The organism is Mycoplasmopsis felifaucium ATCC 43428, from assembly GCF_000687775.1.
GTDB classification, from domain to species: Bacteria; Bacillota_I; Bacilli_A; order Mycoplasmatales; family Metamycoplasmataceae; genus Mycoplasmopsis; species Mycoplasmopsis felifaucium.
On record NZ_JHXS01000006.1, the window covers coordinates 32,419 to 49,844 of the forward strand.

The 17,426-nt window shown below is 27.7% G+C and carries 19 protein-coding genes, 2 tRNA genes and 1 other RNA gene; 10 read left to right on the plus strand and 12 right to left on the minus strand.

Annotated elements, in window-relative coordinates; genetic code table 4:
• Nucleotides 1-12: 12 nt before the first annotated feature.
• The 9 genes from T390_RS0101505 to T390_RS0101545 all read right to left on the minus strand — a co-directional run bounded on the left by T390_RS0101505 (nt 13) and on the right by T390_RS0101545 (nt 7,272).
• Complete coding sequence (locus T390_RS0101505; RefSeq protein WP_027334763.1) at nt 13-1,854, minus strand: MAG1210 family protein; 1,842 nt, start codon at nt 1,852-1,854, stop codon at nt 13-15.
• On the minus strand, nt 1,855-2,493 hold the full coding sequence (locus T390_RS03750; protein ID WP_051590847.1) for a ribonuclease HII: 639 nt from the start codon (nt 2,491-2,493) through the stop codon (nt 1,855-1,857). It abuts the gene before it with no gap.
• A 44-nt stretch (nt 2,494-2,537) separates the two neighbouring features.
• Nucleotides 2,538-3,539 (minus strand): hypothetical protein, encoded by a 1,002-nt coding sequence (locus tag T390_RS0101515; protein WP_027334764.1) that lies wholly within the window; start codon nt 3,537-3,539, stop codon nt 2,538-2,540.
• A gap of 31 nt (nt 3,540-3,570) precedes the next feature.
• Nucleotides 3,571-4,479, minus strand: a complete 909-nt coding sequence (locus T390_RS0101520; RefSeq protein ID WP_027334765.1) for an RluA family pseudouridine synthase — start codon at nt 4,477-4,479, stop codon at nt 3,571-3,573.
• Nucleotides 4,480-4,527: 48 nt separating this feature from the next.
• Nucleotides 4,528-5,190: a chromate transporter gene (locus T390_RS0101525; RefSeq protein WP_027334766.1), complete on the minus strand. Its 663-nt coding sequence runs from the start codon at nt 5,188-5,190 to the stop codon at nt 4,528-4,530.
• Nucleotides 5,190-5,810, minus strand: a complete 621-nt coding sequence (locus T390_RS0101530) for a chromate transporter (protein WP_027334767.1) — start codon at nt 5,808-5,810, stop codon at nt 5,190-5,192. The genes T390_RS0101525 and T390_RS0101530 overlap by 1 nt, the downstream gene beginning before the upstream one ends.
• 6 nt (nt 5,811-5,816) lie before the next feature.
• Nucleotides 5,817-6,440, minus strand: a complete 624-nt coding sequence (gene trmB, locus T390_RS0101535; protein ID WP_027334768.1) for a tRNA (guanosine(46)-N7)-methyltransferase TrmB — start codon at nt 6,438-6,440, stop codon at nt 5,817-5,819.
• Nucleotides 6,441-6,496: 56 nt separating this feature from the next.
• Complete coding sequence (locus tag T390_RS0101540; RefSeq protein ID WP_027334769.1) at nt 6,497-6,712, minus strand: MAG6790 family protein; 216 nt, start codon at nt 6,710-6,712, stop codon at nt 6,497-6,499.
• Between the two features lie 89 nt (nt 6,713-6,801).
• Nucleotides 6,802-7,272, minus strand: coding sequence for a hypothetical protein (locus T390_RS0101545; RefSeq protein WP_027334770.1), 471 nt, complete (start codon nt 7,270-7,272; stop codon nt 6,802-6,804).
• A 155-nt stretch (nt 7,273-7,427) separates the two neighbouring features.
• Here T390_RS0101545 and T390_RS0101550 point away from each other — a divergent pair, with 155 nt between their 5' ends.
• From T390_RS0101550 to T390_RS0101575, 6 genes are all read left to right on the plus strand, one after another.
• Nucleotides 7,428-9,476, plus strand: a complete 2,049-nt coding sequence (locus T390_RS0101550; RefSeq protein ID WP_027334771.1) for an MYPU_1760 family metalloprotease — start codon at nt 7,428-7,430, stop codon at nt 9,474-9,476.
• Nucleotides 9,476-10,102 carry a DUF402 domain-containing protein gene (locus tag T390_RS03755; protein WP_051590848.1) on the plus strand — a complete coding sequence of 209 codons (627 nt, stop codon included), beginning with the start codon at nt 9,476-9,478 and terminating at the stop codon, nt 10,100-10,102. The genes T390_RS0101550 and T390_RS03755 overlap by 1 nt, the downstream gene beginning before the upstream one ends.
• 73 nt (nt 10,103-10,175) lie before the next feature.
• Complete coding sequence (gene prfA, locus T390_RS0101560) at nt 10,176-11,252, plus strand: peptide chain release factor 1 (protein ID WP_027334772.1); 1,077 nt, start codon at nt 10,176-10,178, stop codon at nt 11,250-11,252.
• Nucleotides 11,253-11,296: 44 nt separating this feature from the next.
• Nucleotides 11,297-12,007: a peptide chain release factor N(5)-glutamine methyltransferase gene (prmC, locus tag T390_RS0101565; protein WP_027334773.1), complete on the plus strand. Its 711-nt coding sequence runs from the start codon at nt 11,297-11,299 to the stop codon at nt 12,005-12,007.
• A gap of 32 nt (nt 12,008-12,039) precedes the next feature.
• Nucleotides 12,040-12,258, plus strand: coding sequence for an acyl carrier protein (locus tag T390_RS0101570; RefSeq protein ID WP_027334774.1), 219 nt, complete (start codon nt 12,040-12,042; stop codon nt 12,256-12,258).
• Nucleotides 12,259-12,285: 27 nt separating this feature from the next.
• Nucleotides 12,286-12,360, plus strand: a tRNA-Trp gene (locus tag T390_RS0101575).
• Between the two features lie 63 nt (nt 12,361-12,423).
• On the opposite strand, the gene T390_RS0101585 is transcribed toward T390_RS0101575, so the two are convergent.
• On the minus strand, nt 12,424-13,323 hold the full coding sequence (locus T390_RS0101585) for a DegV family protein (protein ID WP_027334775.1): 900 nt from the start codon (nt 13,321-13,323) through the stop codon (nt 12,424-12,426).
• A 126-nt stretch (nt 13,324-13,449) separates the two neighbouring features.
• Between T390_RS0101585 and T390_RS0101590 the strand changes: the two genes are divergently transcribed.
• Nucleotides 13,450-14,385 carry a nucleotidyltransferase gene (locus T390_RS0101590; protein WP_027334776.1) on the plus strand — a complete coding sequence of 312 codons (936 nt, stop codon included), beginning with the start codon at nt 13,450-13,452 and terminating at the stop codon, nt 14,383-14,385.
• A 108-nt stretch (nt 14,386-14,493) separates the two neighbouring features.
• Nucleotides 14,494-14,567: transfer RNA gene (locus tag T390_RS0101595), tRNA-Gly, on the plus strand.
• Nucleotides 14,568-14,621: 54 nt separating this feature from the next.
• Here T390_RS0101595 and ffs read toward each other — a convergent pair.
• Nucleotides 14,622-14,714: signal recognition particle sRNA small type (gene ffs / locus T390_RS04025), an RNA gene on the minus strand.
• 115 nt (nt 14,715-14,829) lie between these two features.
• Between ffs and T390_RS0101600 the strand changes: the two genes are divergently transcribed.
• Nucleotides 14,830-15,783, plus strand: coding sequence for a LacI family DNA-binding transcriptional regulator (locus tag T390_RS0101600; RefSeq protein WP_027334777.1), 954 nt, complete (start codon nt 14,830-14,832; stop codon nt 15,781-15,783).
• Between the two features lie 19 nt (nt 15,784-15,802).
• Here the strand turns inward: T390_RS0101600 and smpB are convergent, their stop codons facing one another.
• Nucleotides 15,803-16,246, minus strand: a complete 444-nt coding sequence (smpB, locus tag T390_RS0101605) for an SsrA-binding protein (protein WP_027334778.1) — start codon at nt 16,244-16,246, stop codon at nt 15,803-15,805.
• A gap of 90 nt (nt 16,247-16,336) precedes the next feature.
• Here smpB and T390_RS0101610 point away from each other — a divergent pair, with 90 nt between their 5' ends.
• Entirely contained in the window at nt 16,337-17,272 is a 936-nt protein-coding gene (locus tag T390_RS0101610) for an ABC transporter ATP-binding protein (protein WP_027334779.1), read from the plus strand.
• Nucleotides 17,273-17,426 lie beyond the last annotated feature (154 nt).

The window sequence follows — 17,426 nt, forward strand, 5'->3', positions numbered from 1 at the left end:
TTATAAATTAATTTACTTTTTATCATATGTTCTGCTTAAATCATATCGATTTATTACGTCTCATGGATCTTTTAATACATCAACTGCTTCAACATCCATTAATGTAGATTTCTTATCAAAGACAAAACTCCTACCTGAAATTCTCTCTTTAATGCAATCGATGTATTCATTTTCGTATTCGTATTTGTCATAAGTACCAACGTTTACTAGAGCTGTCTTTGATACAACATCATATTTATCTCATTTCACTGGGACATTGTATCAAACACCGTCATTTGCTTGCATTCTAACATAATCAATTTGAGGTGTAATTTTATAACCTCAAGATAAAACACCAAGTTTATCAATATTATCTTCTGTTTTAAGATGCCAAGTCTTAAAAATAGCGGGTGTACCAATAATATCTGGCAAAATATTTGAATTAGTACCAATTTGATTTATAAGTGTTTCTTGCTCGGGTTGAGAAAGGATCGGATCCGTTTGATGCTTTTGTCAAATAACATCCTCGGGAATTTGATTTAAGTATAATGGAATACTCATTATTGGAAGCATTGATAAAAAGAATATTTTGAAGAATAAAACATTATTATTTAAGAAAGTATTTTTAAAATCTTCTAAATTATAAAAATGCTCATATAACGATTTATCATACCTAAAATCAATTTGATTTAATTCATCTGATTTAATAATATTTAACTTTTTAAACTTTTTAAATTCAAAGTTGTCACCAAAACCAATTTTGTTATCAAGTAAGATTTCTGTTAATTTTTGTTGTGCTAATGGTGTAAACATTAATCTATACTCAACTTCATTGTCTCTATTAGTGCAGTTTCATAACGCTTCAAATTTATCGTTACCAAGTGAAGTGAAATTTTTACCTTCTTTAGTTGCTTGTTCGGTTAATTTGGCGAATTCTTTTTTCTTATTTTTTATGAATTTTTCTAATTTTTTCGGATTTAATTTTTCAACGTGATCATATGTACGTGTGAAAGATAATTTTGGTGCAGCATCATTTACATAAGCTATATATGTTTTTTTACTGTAATATGGACAAGGTTTTTCAATTGATGCGGTTAATATTTGTGTATGTGTAACTCTTCGTGAATTACCTTGTGAATCAGTTGTTCATGTTGTATATGTAACGGGGAGCGTACCAGTGTAAATTTTTGTACCCATTTCATGATTTAATGTTCTTCCAATATAAAACGGATAATGCATTAATTTACCACTTTGAAGTTGAATATGCGAAGTTTCAATGTTATCTGTTATATTTAGAATATCTTCATTTTTACTAACGAATTCGGCAAATTTTTCGCTTGAAAGATATTTATTAAATTTAATAATTGGGACGCTTTGTTCAATAATATGTTCCCTAATTCCGTGCTTCATTTCCATTGTTAATGGTTGAAGTTGCATTCTTCCCTTTTCTTTTTCTTTAGAAAGTTTTGATTCTAAAGTATTTACTATCTTTTTGTATTTTAAAAAGAAGTAAAGAAAACAACCAAGTGATAATACGATAGACACAATACCTAAAACAACAAATGGAATAATAATTGTTAGATTTGATATATTAAAAATTCCAATCAAACACAACAATACACCAAGAACAATAAAAATCATCATCCCAGCCATATGTCCATTTTTTGAAGTCTTGTTAGTTTTTAGATCTGATTCTAATTTTTTAACTTTTTTGCAGATTTCTTTATTAAGTTCTCTGTCTACTTTTACTTTTTCAATAAGCTTATCAAAAAATTTTTCTGTATTTTCATTAATAGAAACTTTATACATTTTTTCGTAATCTTCAATAGGGTTATAAGTTTCTCAATTAATTGAATCCTTTAAATAATCATTCATCTAATCCTCCTTAAATTGTTCTACATTATTATTATTATTTTGTAAATCCAAAGCAATTTTTACATTTTTATATGAAAGTCTATGAATAGGGCTTATTCCGTATTTTAATAAAGCAGCAGTATGATCTTTTGTGCAATATCCTTTATGTTTTTTAAAGCCATATTTAGGATAGATTTTATCGTATTCAAGCATTTTTCGGTCTCTTGTTACTTTCGCCAGAATTGATGCACATGCGACGTTAAAACTTAAACTATCACCCTTTACTAAATTTATTTGTGGTATATCTATACCTTCAATTTTTTCATAGTCAGTTATTATTAAATCCGGTTTTAATGGCAGTTGTTTAATACATGTATACATCCCAAATTTTGAAGCTTGTTTTGGATTTATATCGTCAACCTTTTTATTGTCTAAAATAGCAATAGAAAAACCTAGAGCGTTCTTTTTAATCTCTTCAAATAACATATTTCTCTTAGATTCTGATAGTTTTTTAGAGTCATTAATTTCATCATTTTTATAATTTGGATCCATTATTACACTTGCGACAACAAGCGGGCCAGCACAACATCCTCTTCCTGCTTCATCGCACCCTGCTATTAGTTTGTAATCTTTACAATATATTTTTTCGTATTCCAACATTTTTTCTCCTAAATAACAAAAATCCCTATTTTATAGGGATTGTGCTATTTATTTTCTTTTTTATTATCTTCATTTGTAAAATCAACAATTTCATCTTTATTGTTAATTTCATTGATGATTTTTTCTTCATTTTTATCTGCTTTTTCAGCAACTTCTGCAGTTTTTTTAGCTTTTTCTTTTTCAAAGATATCTAAAATTAAATTTACAAGTTTTTCTTTTTCCATTGTGCTATAACCACTAATGTAAAGAGTTTGTGCTATTTCAAAAAGTTTTTCATTAGGCATATCCATTAATTTTTTAAAGTGTTTTTCTCTGATAAGAATTTGTTTTTCGCCTTCTGCTTCAATATTTTCTTCAGCGGCTACAACTTGTTCCTCGGGCGTATAATCTGGATTTACAGATTTCATTAAAGAGTTCATAAATTCTTGAATACCTGGGTTTTCTTTTAAGAATTTTTGAGATTCAATATATCTATATACATTAATATATGCGTTTCTTATTCCAGTCATCTTGAATGCCACCAAAATTACTATTATTCAGCATAATATTGAAAAAATTATTTGGCTAATTGATACAATTAATAAAAATTGTTGAATTTCAACAGGATATCCTCTAAAGACACCTTTAAAAACTTCTCATTCAATACTAAATAATGAAAATAAAGCTAATGCAAACATTACGAATGATGGTCAAACAGGTAGTTGAGAAAAATCTTTAGCTTTTTTACCTTTAAGAATTGCTGATAGCGAAAATGAAAACATCAGAGAAAGTAATACAGTTAGTGATGCATACTTAGTGATTGAAAATATCAATTTTTGCTTCATTAATTCATCAAAACCATTGAGTCCTCTACTATTATTAAAATCTATTGCACTTACATACACACGACTGTAATCAATTACAACATAAATAGTTAAAGCTAACATAACAATCGCTAGTATCATCAATGACACAAGTCATGTTATAAATATTGGTTTAAATGTTTTTTTGTAATGACTGTTTAATCCTTCAATTGTCGTTTCTGTTCTATAATCAACATTAAACATACAACCTCCTTATTTAATTAAATTATAAATATTATTGCATTAATTCGTTGAAATCAAATTCAGCAACGGTAAACTCAGAAGGAACTGAAGCAAACACTTTTATATCTTTACCATTATTAGGGTGTTTAAATTCTAATTTATAAGCGTGCAGCCTTTGGTTAAATTTATCAACTTCTTTACCATACACAGGATCTCCATATACAGGATGTTTAATATATGCCAAGTGTACCCTAATTTGGTGAGTTCTACCTGTTTCAAGTTCGCATCTAACGAGCGAATAAGGTTTATTATCCATATAGAATGTTTTGAGTAAATAAACATATGTAATTGATTCTTTGCCATCTTTATGAATATTCATCATTTTTCTATCAATAAAACTTCTTTGAATTGGAAGATTAATTTTGGTAATTTTATTTTCCATTATGCCTTCGCAAATAGCGACATATGAACGATGAATTTCGTGATTTTTCAGCATTTCGGCAAGTTTATTATGCGTTTCATTGTTTTTGGCGATTATAAGCAATCCACTTGTGTCTTTGTCAATTCTATGAACGATTCCTGGTCTTAGTAATCCATTGTTATTTGAAAGAGTTTGAAAGTGATAAAGCAAGCCATTAACAAGCGTGTCATTCATATGACCTGGTGCAGGGTGAACAACTAAATCACTTTGTTTATTAATGATAATTAAATCGTCATCTTCGTATTTGATATCAAGTGGGATATTTACAGGTTGGATATCAGTTTCTTTTTCAAGAAGCTTCATAATTGTGATTGTCATACCTTCTCTGACGATGTAATTAGGTTTACGGACATATGTTTCATCATTAACATAAACTGCTTCTTGTTCAATTAATGATTTAGCATCATTTCTTGATATGTCTGAATTATCGCTGATATATTTATCGATTCTTTCTTTGTATTTAACTTCAAGTTTTAACATAGTTAAAATTATATATCAATTGAAAATAATATTATTTCATAATATTCTTTAAGTTCAGGGGTGAAAAACAACCATAGCCACTGCAATATTTATGAGAATAATCATTATTATTGAGCATCTTAATTTGTATAGAATAGCCGAAAAACCGACAGTGAGTGGAACATAAATAAATAAAGCAATTTTACGTGAATTGTCATAAAACAACCCTTTTGGGCTATTTGACCTATCAAAAATATATTGAGTTGCTGAAAAATTAAAAATAAGTTGAGGGAATAATAAACCAACTAATAATTGAATTACAAGAGCCCCGATAATACCAGCAATTACAGGGTTCATAATGTTCATTAAGGAACTAAAATATTTTGTAGTTTGCTTCTTAGTGATCAATTTCATTGCTCCATACATTATTAAAATTGGAACTAAAATGAAGGCGAGATACGTTAAAAATGAAAATATAAATCCAAATCAATGTCCATTTGATGCTAAGTAGCCTGTAGCAAAGGCTAATTTGGTTGAAAATACACCTGGTGTTGAGTTACTGATAGTGAATAAGTTAGCCATTGTGTCAAAGCTTATATTTGTATTAAATAGTTTATTTAGCAATGACCAAAACCACTGAAATATAGGCATAAAAATTTGTCCGCCCCCAAAAACAGAAAGGCTAATTATAATAATTATTGTTAGTGTTGTTAAAACTAAAAGGAATGACATTATTTATCCTCCTTTTTTGAAGAAGTAATTTTTATTTTATCAGTATTTCTTTTTCTAGCAATGTATATACTTGTAAATATTAAAATAACTATAATCATAATACCTATTGGCATATTGTATGGGTTAGGAATAAATAAAGTAAATAAGAACGTAGCTAAAAATAAAATAATTCAAAGTGATATATGAATTTTCTTTGAGCCTTTTTTATAGTAGTTTCATACAAAAATTATTAATGTCCCAACAATAGTAGAAAGTACTGCGACTTCTATTACATAAAGATAATTTGTTGGTATATATTTTGTGAAATAAAATAGTAAAAATGCAACAATTATGTGCGGTAATGTTCCAAAAATAACAACTGTTGTGCCTTTTCAAAAATCTAAAGTTTTGAATGAAATATAGCTGAGAGCTTCAATAACACTCGGCCCAGGTAGCATATTAGTTATTAATACATTTTCATCAAATTCTTCTTGAGTTAATCATTTATATTTATCAACACTATAACGCTTTAAAATAGGCATTAAGGCATTTCCTCCACCAAAGCCAACAAATGAAACTAGGATGATAAAACCTAACACTCTTCAGAAACTGGGTTTTTTAATTTCTTTATTATTTTCCATAAGTAATTATTTATTTTCTGGTTTTTTAGCTCAAATAAAATTAATATTTTTACCTAGGGAGCTTCATTTTTCTTCATATCCTGTTGTTTGATTGTCTGCATTATAAATAGATTTATGTAAGTCTGTGCCGAAATCAACTATTTTTCAGCCATTTTCGTTTAAACTTTCTAAAGTAAAAGCATACAGCTTATCATTGTCACTTTTGAATTTTAATAGTCCACCTTCTGTTAAAATATTTTGATATTTTTCAAGGAATGTTTTAAATGTAAGTCTTCTCTTCTCGTGTTTAGCTTTTGGTCATGGATCGCTAAAGGTTAATCAAATAGTATTGCATTGGCCTTCAAATAATTCATTAATATTTGTAGCATCCTCAAGAAGGATATTGAAATTTTTAAGTTCCAAATTAATTGCTCTTTTTGCTGCTTTGGCTGCCACGGTTGCATATTTTTCTAAGCCATAGTAGTGAATTTCGGGATTTATATTAGCAAGTTTAGTAATCATTTCTCCTTTGCCCATACCAATTTCAATAACGTCTGTTTCATTAAGTTTAACTTTTGTATTTCCCTGTTTTATAAGCAAATTAGATAATTCTAGTTTTTCGTTTGCTTTATTATCATTACGTAATCTCATAATAGAATTTTAACAAAATAAAACAAAAGGGCGTATACCCTTTTGAGTGAAGATTATTAAACTATTTTTAATACAACTTCTTTTGATTTATGTTTACCGCCTAATGAATTTCTTTCGACATGAATAACTTCAATTTTTTCATTACCACTAGTGTGTTCTCCAAGTTTTTGTTTACGACGGTAGCCAAGAATTAAACCATCAAGGTCATCTAATGTGTTAGCTTCCGCAATAATATCTTGTGTTGAAATTAATTTAGCTTTGTATTTATACATAAATCTCCTTTTTGAGTAGGATTAACCTACTTATTAAATTATAAAGTAGAATAGTTTTATTTTTAAAAGTAATATCTTAGTAAAAGGGCTTATTTTTCTTCCTTTTTCACTTGTTGCTCTTCAAGTTTTCTTTTTTCTACTTCGGCTTGTAGTTTTCTTTCTTCATCTTCTTTGAGTATTTTTAAATAAGTTTCCTCGGTTAAGCCTTTAGAATCGATAGTTTTTAAAAATTTTAAATATTTAGTCGCATTATAAATTGCTAACGAAACTAAATATTTTCCAACGAAGGTTTGTTGTTTAAACTCTAAAATTTGACATTGGTTCCTTATTTTCATTAAAAATGTAATTCTTATTGGTAATACCACGAAAATATAAATAGCAATAGAAGTAAATAACATAATTGTTGAAATATGTCTTCAATTTATTTGTGCTTTGAATGCTGAAACAGCAAATCAGATTGAAAAACAAATAAAAAGTATGATATTAATCAACTCAAATGATAAAACACAAATATATTTCTTTACTCTATTAGCTTTAATTTGATTATCTTTAAGTTGCATAAAATAATTATATTTAATAAATATTCTCTTTATGATGTTCTGCGGGTTTTTAAATTAATAATTTAAGTAATATGCCATTTTTTCCATTTTCTGCAATTATGCACATACTTTTATATAATATTAATACTTAATTTATTAAGTTACAAAGGACACATATGACACCACACAAAGATACTAATAAGGGTGGGTCGAACAAAAGATCAAAATATTTAACAATTGCGATTGTTATCCCACTTATTTTTATTTTTATACTTCTAGGCGTAGGAGCATATTTTGCTTATCAATTATTTAAATCAGAATGAATATATCCAGAAAAACAAGCAAATAACACGGATAAAATAGAAATTCAAAAGATACCTGAACAAAAGGAGATTGATCCGGAATACTTTAATTCTAGAGATAAATTTTTATCAAAATATTCAAAAGTGGATTGAACAGCCGAAAAATTATACAAACAATATAAAAAAGGTGATGTTTCAGTAATTGAATATAAGGATCCTATCAATGGTTTAATTTTTAAAGATTATAGTTATGGAACTTACCAAGAAGAACCTAGATTTTTTCTTGGTTTTGAAGGACTTGCATACTTAGCTAATCAATTTTATGAAAAAGTGACTTTTGGTCCAGAGATTTCTAGCCTTAAAAGCATAAATGTAAACAACTTTAATGTAATAAATGATAAAGCTAATGGATTGTATTTGCCACAATATAATGAAATTTACTTAAACGGCTCTTTTATAGCTGAAAAAGGTTTTAAATTAGTTCCAAAAGTTAGACATTTAATTGAAGTATTATTCCATGAATATCAACATCACTGAGCAACCTCGTATGCTTCTTATGGATCGTTAGATCCTAATGATCCAAATACTACTAATTTTGTTTATAGTACTAATGAAAATGATGGTAGATATTCACAATGAAATACTGGTTTTATAAACAACTATCTTAATAACCTAAATTATGGATTTGATAATCTAAGAAATATCACCAATGTTCCCAATAATTCTATAACAAGGGTGTTAACACTTAATGATATTTTTGAATTGTCAAATAATAAAGACAAAATGCAAAGACAAGCTTTATTAGAATACGCAAAAAGAGTTACTAATTCTAATGATGAAGTATCTTTTAAAGCCCAAAAACAATGACAGTTGTATACAAATGTTCACTACGATTATAAATTAGACCAGCTTACTTACTATTATTCTATTGATGAGCTTGTGCCTAGAGAATGACAAAAATATACATATGTGCCTTATTACGTGCAAGGTATTACTGATAAAACTATTAATTCTAAGTATGCTGAAAATTTAAGTTACAAGGGTAATTTACCATATAAAGATAAAACAGACCAAGGTTTTGAAATTAGCCAAAACTACTATGGATCAATAATTACTGACTTAAATAATGGCTATTCATACACTACATTTTCATCGTATGCGGCTGACTGAACACGAACAGTTGAAAATGGCTCTTTAAACTCGTCAGTAGTAAATAAATATAATGGAAAAACTGATACTATTTATAATTTGAATCAAAATGCCAATAGTTATTCATATCCAAATTCAGTTTGAGGGCTAAAATACGAGTATATTGTAAATAGTCAATATTATCGAGTTGCCGAATTTCAGGATAAACATAGAGAATTTTATAAAGGTTTTCTTGACACAATGTTTTATGGGAAGCCATTTGCCCAAATGAAGTCTAAAATAGCCTTAAACAGTGAAAATAAGGTTATTTCTAAATACTTAAATGAATACCAAATTACTGGATACTTACCAAGTAGCGATTTTAAATATTTAGTTTATAAAAACAAACAATCACAGGTTGTTAAATTACCACTAAATTATTTAAACTATTTTAACTATAATGCAAAAGATGATTATTTAGATGGTTTTAGAACACTAACACCTAATAAACTTGATGCTTCAGAGTACAATGAAAATTATTTTGCTTACTATACACCATTCTTTAATACTGATAATGTTGATTTTAATTCGCCTATATACTTCTATAAGGGCGACTTAAATGCGAATAATTCAATTGATTCAGACGAAATATGAGCCGATTTCACTAACAAGGATGTACCTAACAATAGATACTTAATAAGCAGTGATTATTCATATTTCCAAGATTACAACTTTGAAACAAAACAACTTAAATTAATAGGAAATAAAGTATATATGAAGGGAGGTTTCTACTAATGAAAAATCCCCAGAATTTACCTTTACCAGGTTCTATAATTAATGTTCAAGCTTACAAATTTAATGGTATGTTATACAGACAGTGAAATGGTGTAAAAGTATTAAGAAATACAGACAAACATTTTGTCTTATGTATGCATAAAACAAAGGTTTCAGAAAAATTTAAGCACAATTGAATTTATAAAGATTATGTGCTATGATTTATGCCAAAACAAGGTATGTACAACGCTTTAATACTTTTGAAACCGGTGCAGAATTATATTTATGTTAATATCGCTTCGCCTCCAATTTTTGAGGATAATACTCTTAAATTCATTGACCTTGATTTAGATGTTAAAGCCTATCCGCACAATGGTGCAAGCATCGTTGATGGTGATGAATTTAAAAGTAACGCTTATCTTTATGAATATTCAAAAGATCTGAAAGAAATGGTATGAGAAGCAGCTACTGAAGTTATGGGTAAATATTCTAATGATGAATATTTCTTCAATAACCAAGTTATAAATTATTACATTGGAATAGCTAAAAAAGATAAAGCTATTGCAGAAAATTTTAGGGCAAATATAAGACCAACATATCGTTGAAAAAGTTATTTTGGAGAAGATGATGAAGATCAGGAGTTATAACTCTTGATCTTTTCTATCCAAGTCGCCAATAAAATGGCTTAGGATTTATATTTATAATTTATAATTTAAAAATATGGAAAAAAGTATGTTTAAATCTCTAACTGAGATAAAAGAAAGTTATTTATCTTTAATGAAAAAACTTGATGATCCTGAAGTTATCAATGATATTAAAGAATACACAAGAATAAGTAAAGAAGTGAATAAAATAAAAGACATCGCCGAAGCGTTTAAAATTTATGAAAATCTTTTAAATGATTACGAAATGGCTAAAGAGATGCTTGAATCTAAAAACCAGGATGAAGTTGAATTAGCTAAAAGCATTATCGATTCAAATTTGGATCAGCTAAGCAAACTTGAGGAAGAGCTTAAAATTTTAATTTTACCTAAGGATGAAAACGATGACAAAAATGTTATTGTTGAAATTAGAGGTGCTGCTGGTGGCGATGAGGCTAACATTTTTGCTGGTGATCTATTTAAAATGTATTCAAAATTTGCAGAAGAATTAGATTTTAAACTAAAGGTTTTATCAACCAGCTCTGCTTCAAATGGTGGATATTCGCAAATTGTGTTTTCTATTAAAGGCGATAAAGCATATTCTAAATTTAAGTTTGAATCAGGTGTGCATAGAGTTCAAAGAGTGCCCGTTACAGAATCGCAAGGTAGAATTCATACATCAACTGCAACCGTAACAGTCATGCCAGAGATTGATGATTCTATTGAAATTGAAGTCAAACCTCAAGACATTAAAGTTGATGTTTACCGTTCAAGTGGTGCAGGCGGTCAATCGGTTAATACAACTGATTCAGCTGTTAGAATTACTCACCTACCTACTGGTATTGTTGTTACATCTCAGGATGAAAGAAGCCAAATTGCTAACCGTGAAACGGCTCTAATGGTGCTTAAATCAAAATTATATGACCTTGAACTTCAAAAGAAACAAGAAGAAGAATCAGGATATAGAAAACTTGCTGGCCACGGTGATAGAAGTGAAAAAATTAGAACATACAACTATCCACAAGATAGGGTTACAGACCACAGAATTGGTTTTTCAACAAGTTTAAAACCAATTATGGAAGGTAAGCTAACTTCGTTAATTGATGCTTTATTAACTGAAGAACAAAACCAAAAAATTAAAGATGGTGGTTTTTAATATATACTTCAACTCGTTTGAAGTTTTTTATTATTAGGAATAATATGCCAACAAAAGAAGATTTAATACTTGAAAAAAGAAGATATGGATTACCAGAAATAGTATCTGAAGAAGAACAAGAAATGCTTAATAATAATTGACCAGTGCAATATATTATGGGTTATATTGAATATGCTAATGTGCATATAAACTTGAACCATAAAGTATTAATTCCACGCTATGAGACTGAGGAATTAATATATTTAATTGTCCAAAATTACTTAAAAACAGGGATGAAAGTTTTAGATTTATGCTGTGGTTCAGGATTTATAGGAATTGGATTAAAAAAGAATTTTCCAGATATACAACTAACTATGAGCGATATTGATCCTGAAGCAATCGAACAAACTAAAGAAAATGTATTAATCAATTTTAAGGATAACAAAGATATAAAAATTTTACATAGCGATCTATTTGATAGAGTTTTTGAAAAATTTGATTTAATAGTATCGAATCCACCTTATGTTTCGTTTAATGATATTGATGCAAGTAGTGATAGTTTAAAACACGAGCCTCAGCACGCAATTTACGCCCCTGAAAATGGTTGATATTTTTATGAAAAAATTTTGAATGAAGCACCTAAATATTTGAATGAAAATGGACTTTTAATATTTGAAATTAATCCTAAACATATAGAAAAGTGAAGACAAATAAACAATTGTTTTATTTTCAAAGATGTCTGCGGTAAAGACAGGTTTGCTGTTATTAAAATTTAGATATTGCTTTTTTTACTTTATAATTCATTATTATGAATATAAATGAAATTATTGCAAAAATTCAAAAATTAACTAAAGTACATGTTACTACAGATTCTTCATTTGAAGAACTTAAAATTGATTCATTATCACTTGCTGAAATTGTTTTTGATTATGAAGAAAAACTAGGCGTGACTGTAAATGATGAAGATTTAATGAAAATTAAATACGTAAAAGACATTGAAGAAGTTTTTGCTAAAGTTTTAAAATAATTAGGTATAATACTTTTACCTAATCGTAGGAGTGTAGTTCAATGGTAGAACAACGGGCTTCAACCCCGTGTGTTATGGGTTCGAGTCCTGTCACTCCTGCCATTTTTTTATTTTCTTTTTTAAATAAATCTATAAAACAGTGCAAAAAGAAAAAAGCACATTGTGCTATTTTCCAAAAATAATATTCATTTGTTTATCAACTACTTCAGATAATTCTTTAGGTAAAGAAGTAACAATTAATACGTATGCTTCAGGGCCAACATGAATTGAAACTACTGGGGGAATGCTATAAATATTCGATTCTACATTAAACAATTTTTCAACTTGTTTTTTATATTGTACTAAATCTTCATCGGTTGAACCAGAATGTAAAATAATACATTTTTTAACATGATTTTCATCAACACGAAAATCATTTGCTTTTTGCTGTGCGTTCTTTAAGATTGTTTTATAGAAGTTTCTGCCAATTCCTTCTTTTAAAAGCTGACCGTTTTCAAATTTAATCATTGGCACAATATTGAACATTTTAGCTATCAAAGCTGCAGCGGGGTGTAATCTTCCGCCTTTAACCAAATATTTATTATGTTTAGGTATTAATGTAATAGATTTTTTAAAACTACCTTGCTCCATAAAATTAATATATTCATTAATTTTGCTTGAGTCTAATTCCATTTGACTTTGGAATCAAAATAAATCAATCAAAATTAATGTTGCTATTTCAACACTTTCAATTATTTTTAATTTAGGAAAGTCTGCTTTCATAACAGATAAAGCACTAAAACTGTTTGACAATGCTTTGGAAATTGGATAAACAATAATTTCTTCGTATTCTGCTGAAAGTTTAGTAAATAATTCTTCAGCATAGCTTAAATTGAACATAGATGTTTTTACGTTTGATTTTAAAGTAAATTTATCAAAAATATTTGATGAGTCAATTTCAACTCCGTCAGCGTAATTAGTTCCATCAATGTCAATATATAGAGGCAGGTAGTATCATCCTAATTTTTCAGCTTGTGCTTTAGTTAATCCACAAGATGAGTCAACAACTATTGCATATTTTTTCATATGATTATTATAAATAAAAGAATACTAATTCATATAATATTATTTTTATAAAAAAAATTGTTTTTTTATTCATATCACAATAAATTCCTAATATTTTTTAGTATATTATTGAACATAAGGAGAAGTATGGCAATAGGTATAGTGGCTGAATATAACCCATTTCATAATGGACACATTAAGCAAATTAAATGAATTAAGGAAAATTTCCCTGGCGAAAAAATAATAGTAGTTTTATCGGAAAAAATGACCCAACGTGGTGAGTTTGCTGTTGCTCCATTTAAAGAAAGAGCGAAAATAGCAAAGGAATTTGGTGTTGATAAAGTTTTGAAATTAAGTTTTGATGAAACTTGTCAGGCAGCACATATTTTTGCTTTTAATGCTGTTATGAAGCTTTATACAAAAGGCAAAATTAACAAAATTGTTTTTGGCTCTGAGACGAATGATGTTAAAAAAATGATTGAAATTGCGACCATTTTAAGAGATAAGCAAAATGAATTTTACGAATTAACTAGAAAAATTCAAAAAAATCAAAAGGTTAGTTTTCCGAAAGCTTGTTCTATTGCTTTAGCAGAAATTAGTGGATTAAATTATAATATGCCAAATGACATATTAGGATTTGAATATGTTAAAACTATTATAAATAACAATTTACCCATTGAAATCTTTTCTATTGAACGTAATGTAGGTTTTCATAGCGATGAAACAAATGGTGAATATGCGTCTGCATCATTGTTAAGAAAAATGATATACGCTGGAGAAGATATTTCTCAATATAGTCCAATGAAATTCACTAAAACACCTATAAACATCAGTAATTTGTATTTAAAATTTCAAAGAAGAGTTATAAAATGAGGCAAAGATATTATTAAATTAATTCCAATTATTTCAGAAGGAATGGAAAATTTAATTTGCAAAAATATTAATATGCCAACATATGAACAATTTATTGATGCCTGTACATCAAAAAGATATACGAGTTCTAGAATTAAAAGAATTGTTGCATGAGTATTGTTTAAGAAACCTAGAAACCTAAAGAAATTAAATTCAGATTTGTCAAAATAAAAATAAAGGCAGTTTCAATTTTTAACCTCACTTTTATAATGAACAACAATAAAAATATACAAAATATTTGCATTTTACAAATTTTGGTATAAACTTATATATGTAAACGCAAATGTAGTTCAATGGTAGAACACAAGCTTGCCATGCTTGATACGGGGGTTCAATTCCCCTCATTTGCTCCATATGTTCGTGAGAATACCAGTGCGAAAGCACTTTTTTTATAGCCTTTTAAGGAAAATAAAAAAGCTAATAAACATAGTACTTCTTAATGTGGCTGCTCCATTTCTGTCCTGACCAGGTTATAAGGTTTCTATTTTATTAGCCATATAATTATAGCATTAAAAAACATTGATTCTGGCAAACATTTTTATCAAAATTGATACTATTTTGTTGAAATATGAAAAATTACCATAAATATTTTTTTTATATATAATAAGAATAATTATGAAAAATTTTTCTTATAAAGATATTTCTAAACTGGCAAAAGTTTCTATTAGTACAGTAAGTCGTTTTTACAATGGCGGTTATGTTTCTAAGAACACTAAACAAAAAATTGAAGAAATCGTTAAAGAACACAATTATTATCCAAACCATGGTGCTAGATTAATCAGAGGGCATGATAATTCAATTTTTGTAATTGTTCCTGAATGATATGATAATTCATGTACACAAGTTATGAATGGTATTCAACAAGGTGCTAAAAAATATAACGAAAGAGTTATTGTTACTTTTACTGAGCCAACTTACGAAAACTACATTGAAACAGTTAAATATGTAATTTCTTGAAGGCCACGCTCAATTGTTTTTTTCTTGCCAACTAATGATAGAGAGAAGATTTTAGCTTACATAAAAGAAAATGTATCAGATTGTGCAACACTTATTTATAACGAGCAAAATTCAGACTTTAACTGTGTTTCAATTGACTATGAAAATTCTTTTTATTCAATTACAAAAAAATTCGCTGAATATATTGAAGATGGTCAAAAAATTATCTTACCTATAGATAATAAACTTGATGAACATCAACAAGAAATGAGAAAAAAAGGGTTTGAAAAAGCTGCTAGAGAACTCGGATTAAACTATGAAATAGCAATTTTGGAAAATAAAAATGTTAAGAAATTCAAAGAATTCCTTAACTACCTAAATAAAGAAAACATAGTTAATGTAGTTGCTTCTACTCATGAGGTTTTCATAAATTTAGTTTCTTCTGCAGATAAAAATTTAAGATTAACGGATATTAGTTATGTTTCTATTTATGATTATCAATCTAAATATAAATGCAAAATTTTTATAGACTACCCACAAATTGGCATGGAAATTACTAGAATACTAAATGACTTTATTCATACAGGTGAAACTCAATCTAAAGTGTTTAAACCACTAGTTTCATTCAAATAAAATCCCGTATAGGGATTTTTTATATATATCTGCTTTGTACTTTTTTGATGTACATTTCATTATCTTTGCGTTTAATTTCTTCACGTTTATCGGCTTTATTCATACCTTGAACTAATGCTATTTCAAGTTTAATTTTAGATTTATCATTGAAATAAATTTTAGTTGGCAAAATAGTAGAACTACTTAATTTTTCTTTTTTGCTTTTTAAACGTTCGATCTCACGTTTATGCATTAAGAGTTTACGTTCTCTATCTTCTTCACATTGTAACAACATATATTTTGCAAAAGATGCATTGCATAGAAATATTTCTCCATTTCTAAAGAAAATATAGGAATTTGTTAAATTAACGTTTCCTGCTCTTGCAGATTTAACTTCTCAGCCAAGTAATTCGATTCCTGCTTCATGTTTTTCAATTATTTTATAACCGTGTAAACCACGTCTGTTGTCACTAATTAATTTCATATTTAAAATTATATTTTAATTTTCAAATTCATGAACTTGCAAAATAAAAGTTATATAATAAAAAATATTTTATTTAAAGAAGGTTTTAATATGAATTCAACTTATATATTAGAAGTTAAAAATTTAAGTAAATCCTTTGGTAAAAAGAAAGCTTTGGATAACTTAAGTTTTAAAGTTGGCAAAGGTGAATTATATGGTTTTTTGGGTGTAAATGGAGCCGGAAAAACAACAACTTTAAGTATGATTGTAGGGTTATTACATCAAGATACAGGAACAATCTCAATTGATGGAAACGAAATTAAAACGGCCAAAGATTTTGAAGTAGTTAGAAACAAAATTGGTGTTGTCTTCCAAGAATCAATTCTTGATGATAATTTAAGCGTCAAAGACAATTTATTAATTAGAGCAACTTTATATCACAAGTTTTTTAAAAATATTAAACCAATTGAATTGGTTAATGAAATTGTTAATGATTTTGATTTAACAGATATTTTGAATCAAAAATACAGAACTTTAAGCGGTGGACAAAGAAGAAGAGTAGATATCGCAAGAGCTTTAATTCATAAACCGGAAATTTTATTTTTAGATGAGCCGACAACTGGATTAGATCCAAATAATAGAAAACTTGTATGGGATACACTTAAAAAAATAAGAGCAGAAAGAAAACTAACTATTATTTTAACTACACACTATATGGAAGAAGCTAATAGTTGCGATTATGCAATTATTATTGATAAAGGTGTTAAATTAACTGAAGGAACGCCCGCTGAATTGAAGAGTAGATTTAGTAACACAACTATTTTTGTTTATGGCGATAAAACAGCCGAATTAGAAAAAGTATTATTAGAACACGATTTAAATTTTTCTTATGATGATAACGCATATGCAATCGTTTTTAAGCAATATAATGAAGCCACAGATTTCCTTGAAAAATATAAAGACTTATTAAAAGATTTCGAAATTAAAAAAGGTACTATGGATGATGTCTTCTTAAATGTAACAAAAAAGGAGGCCAAGAATGTTTAAAAATTTACAAGTATTATTTATGCGTAATGTTAAATTATTCTTTACAGATAAAAGAAGAATGATAATGACATTTTTCTCTCCAATTGTTACTGTATTTATTTTTATTTTATTTGGAAGATATTTATTTGAACAAAGTGTTAAGGGTTTAAATAAT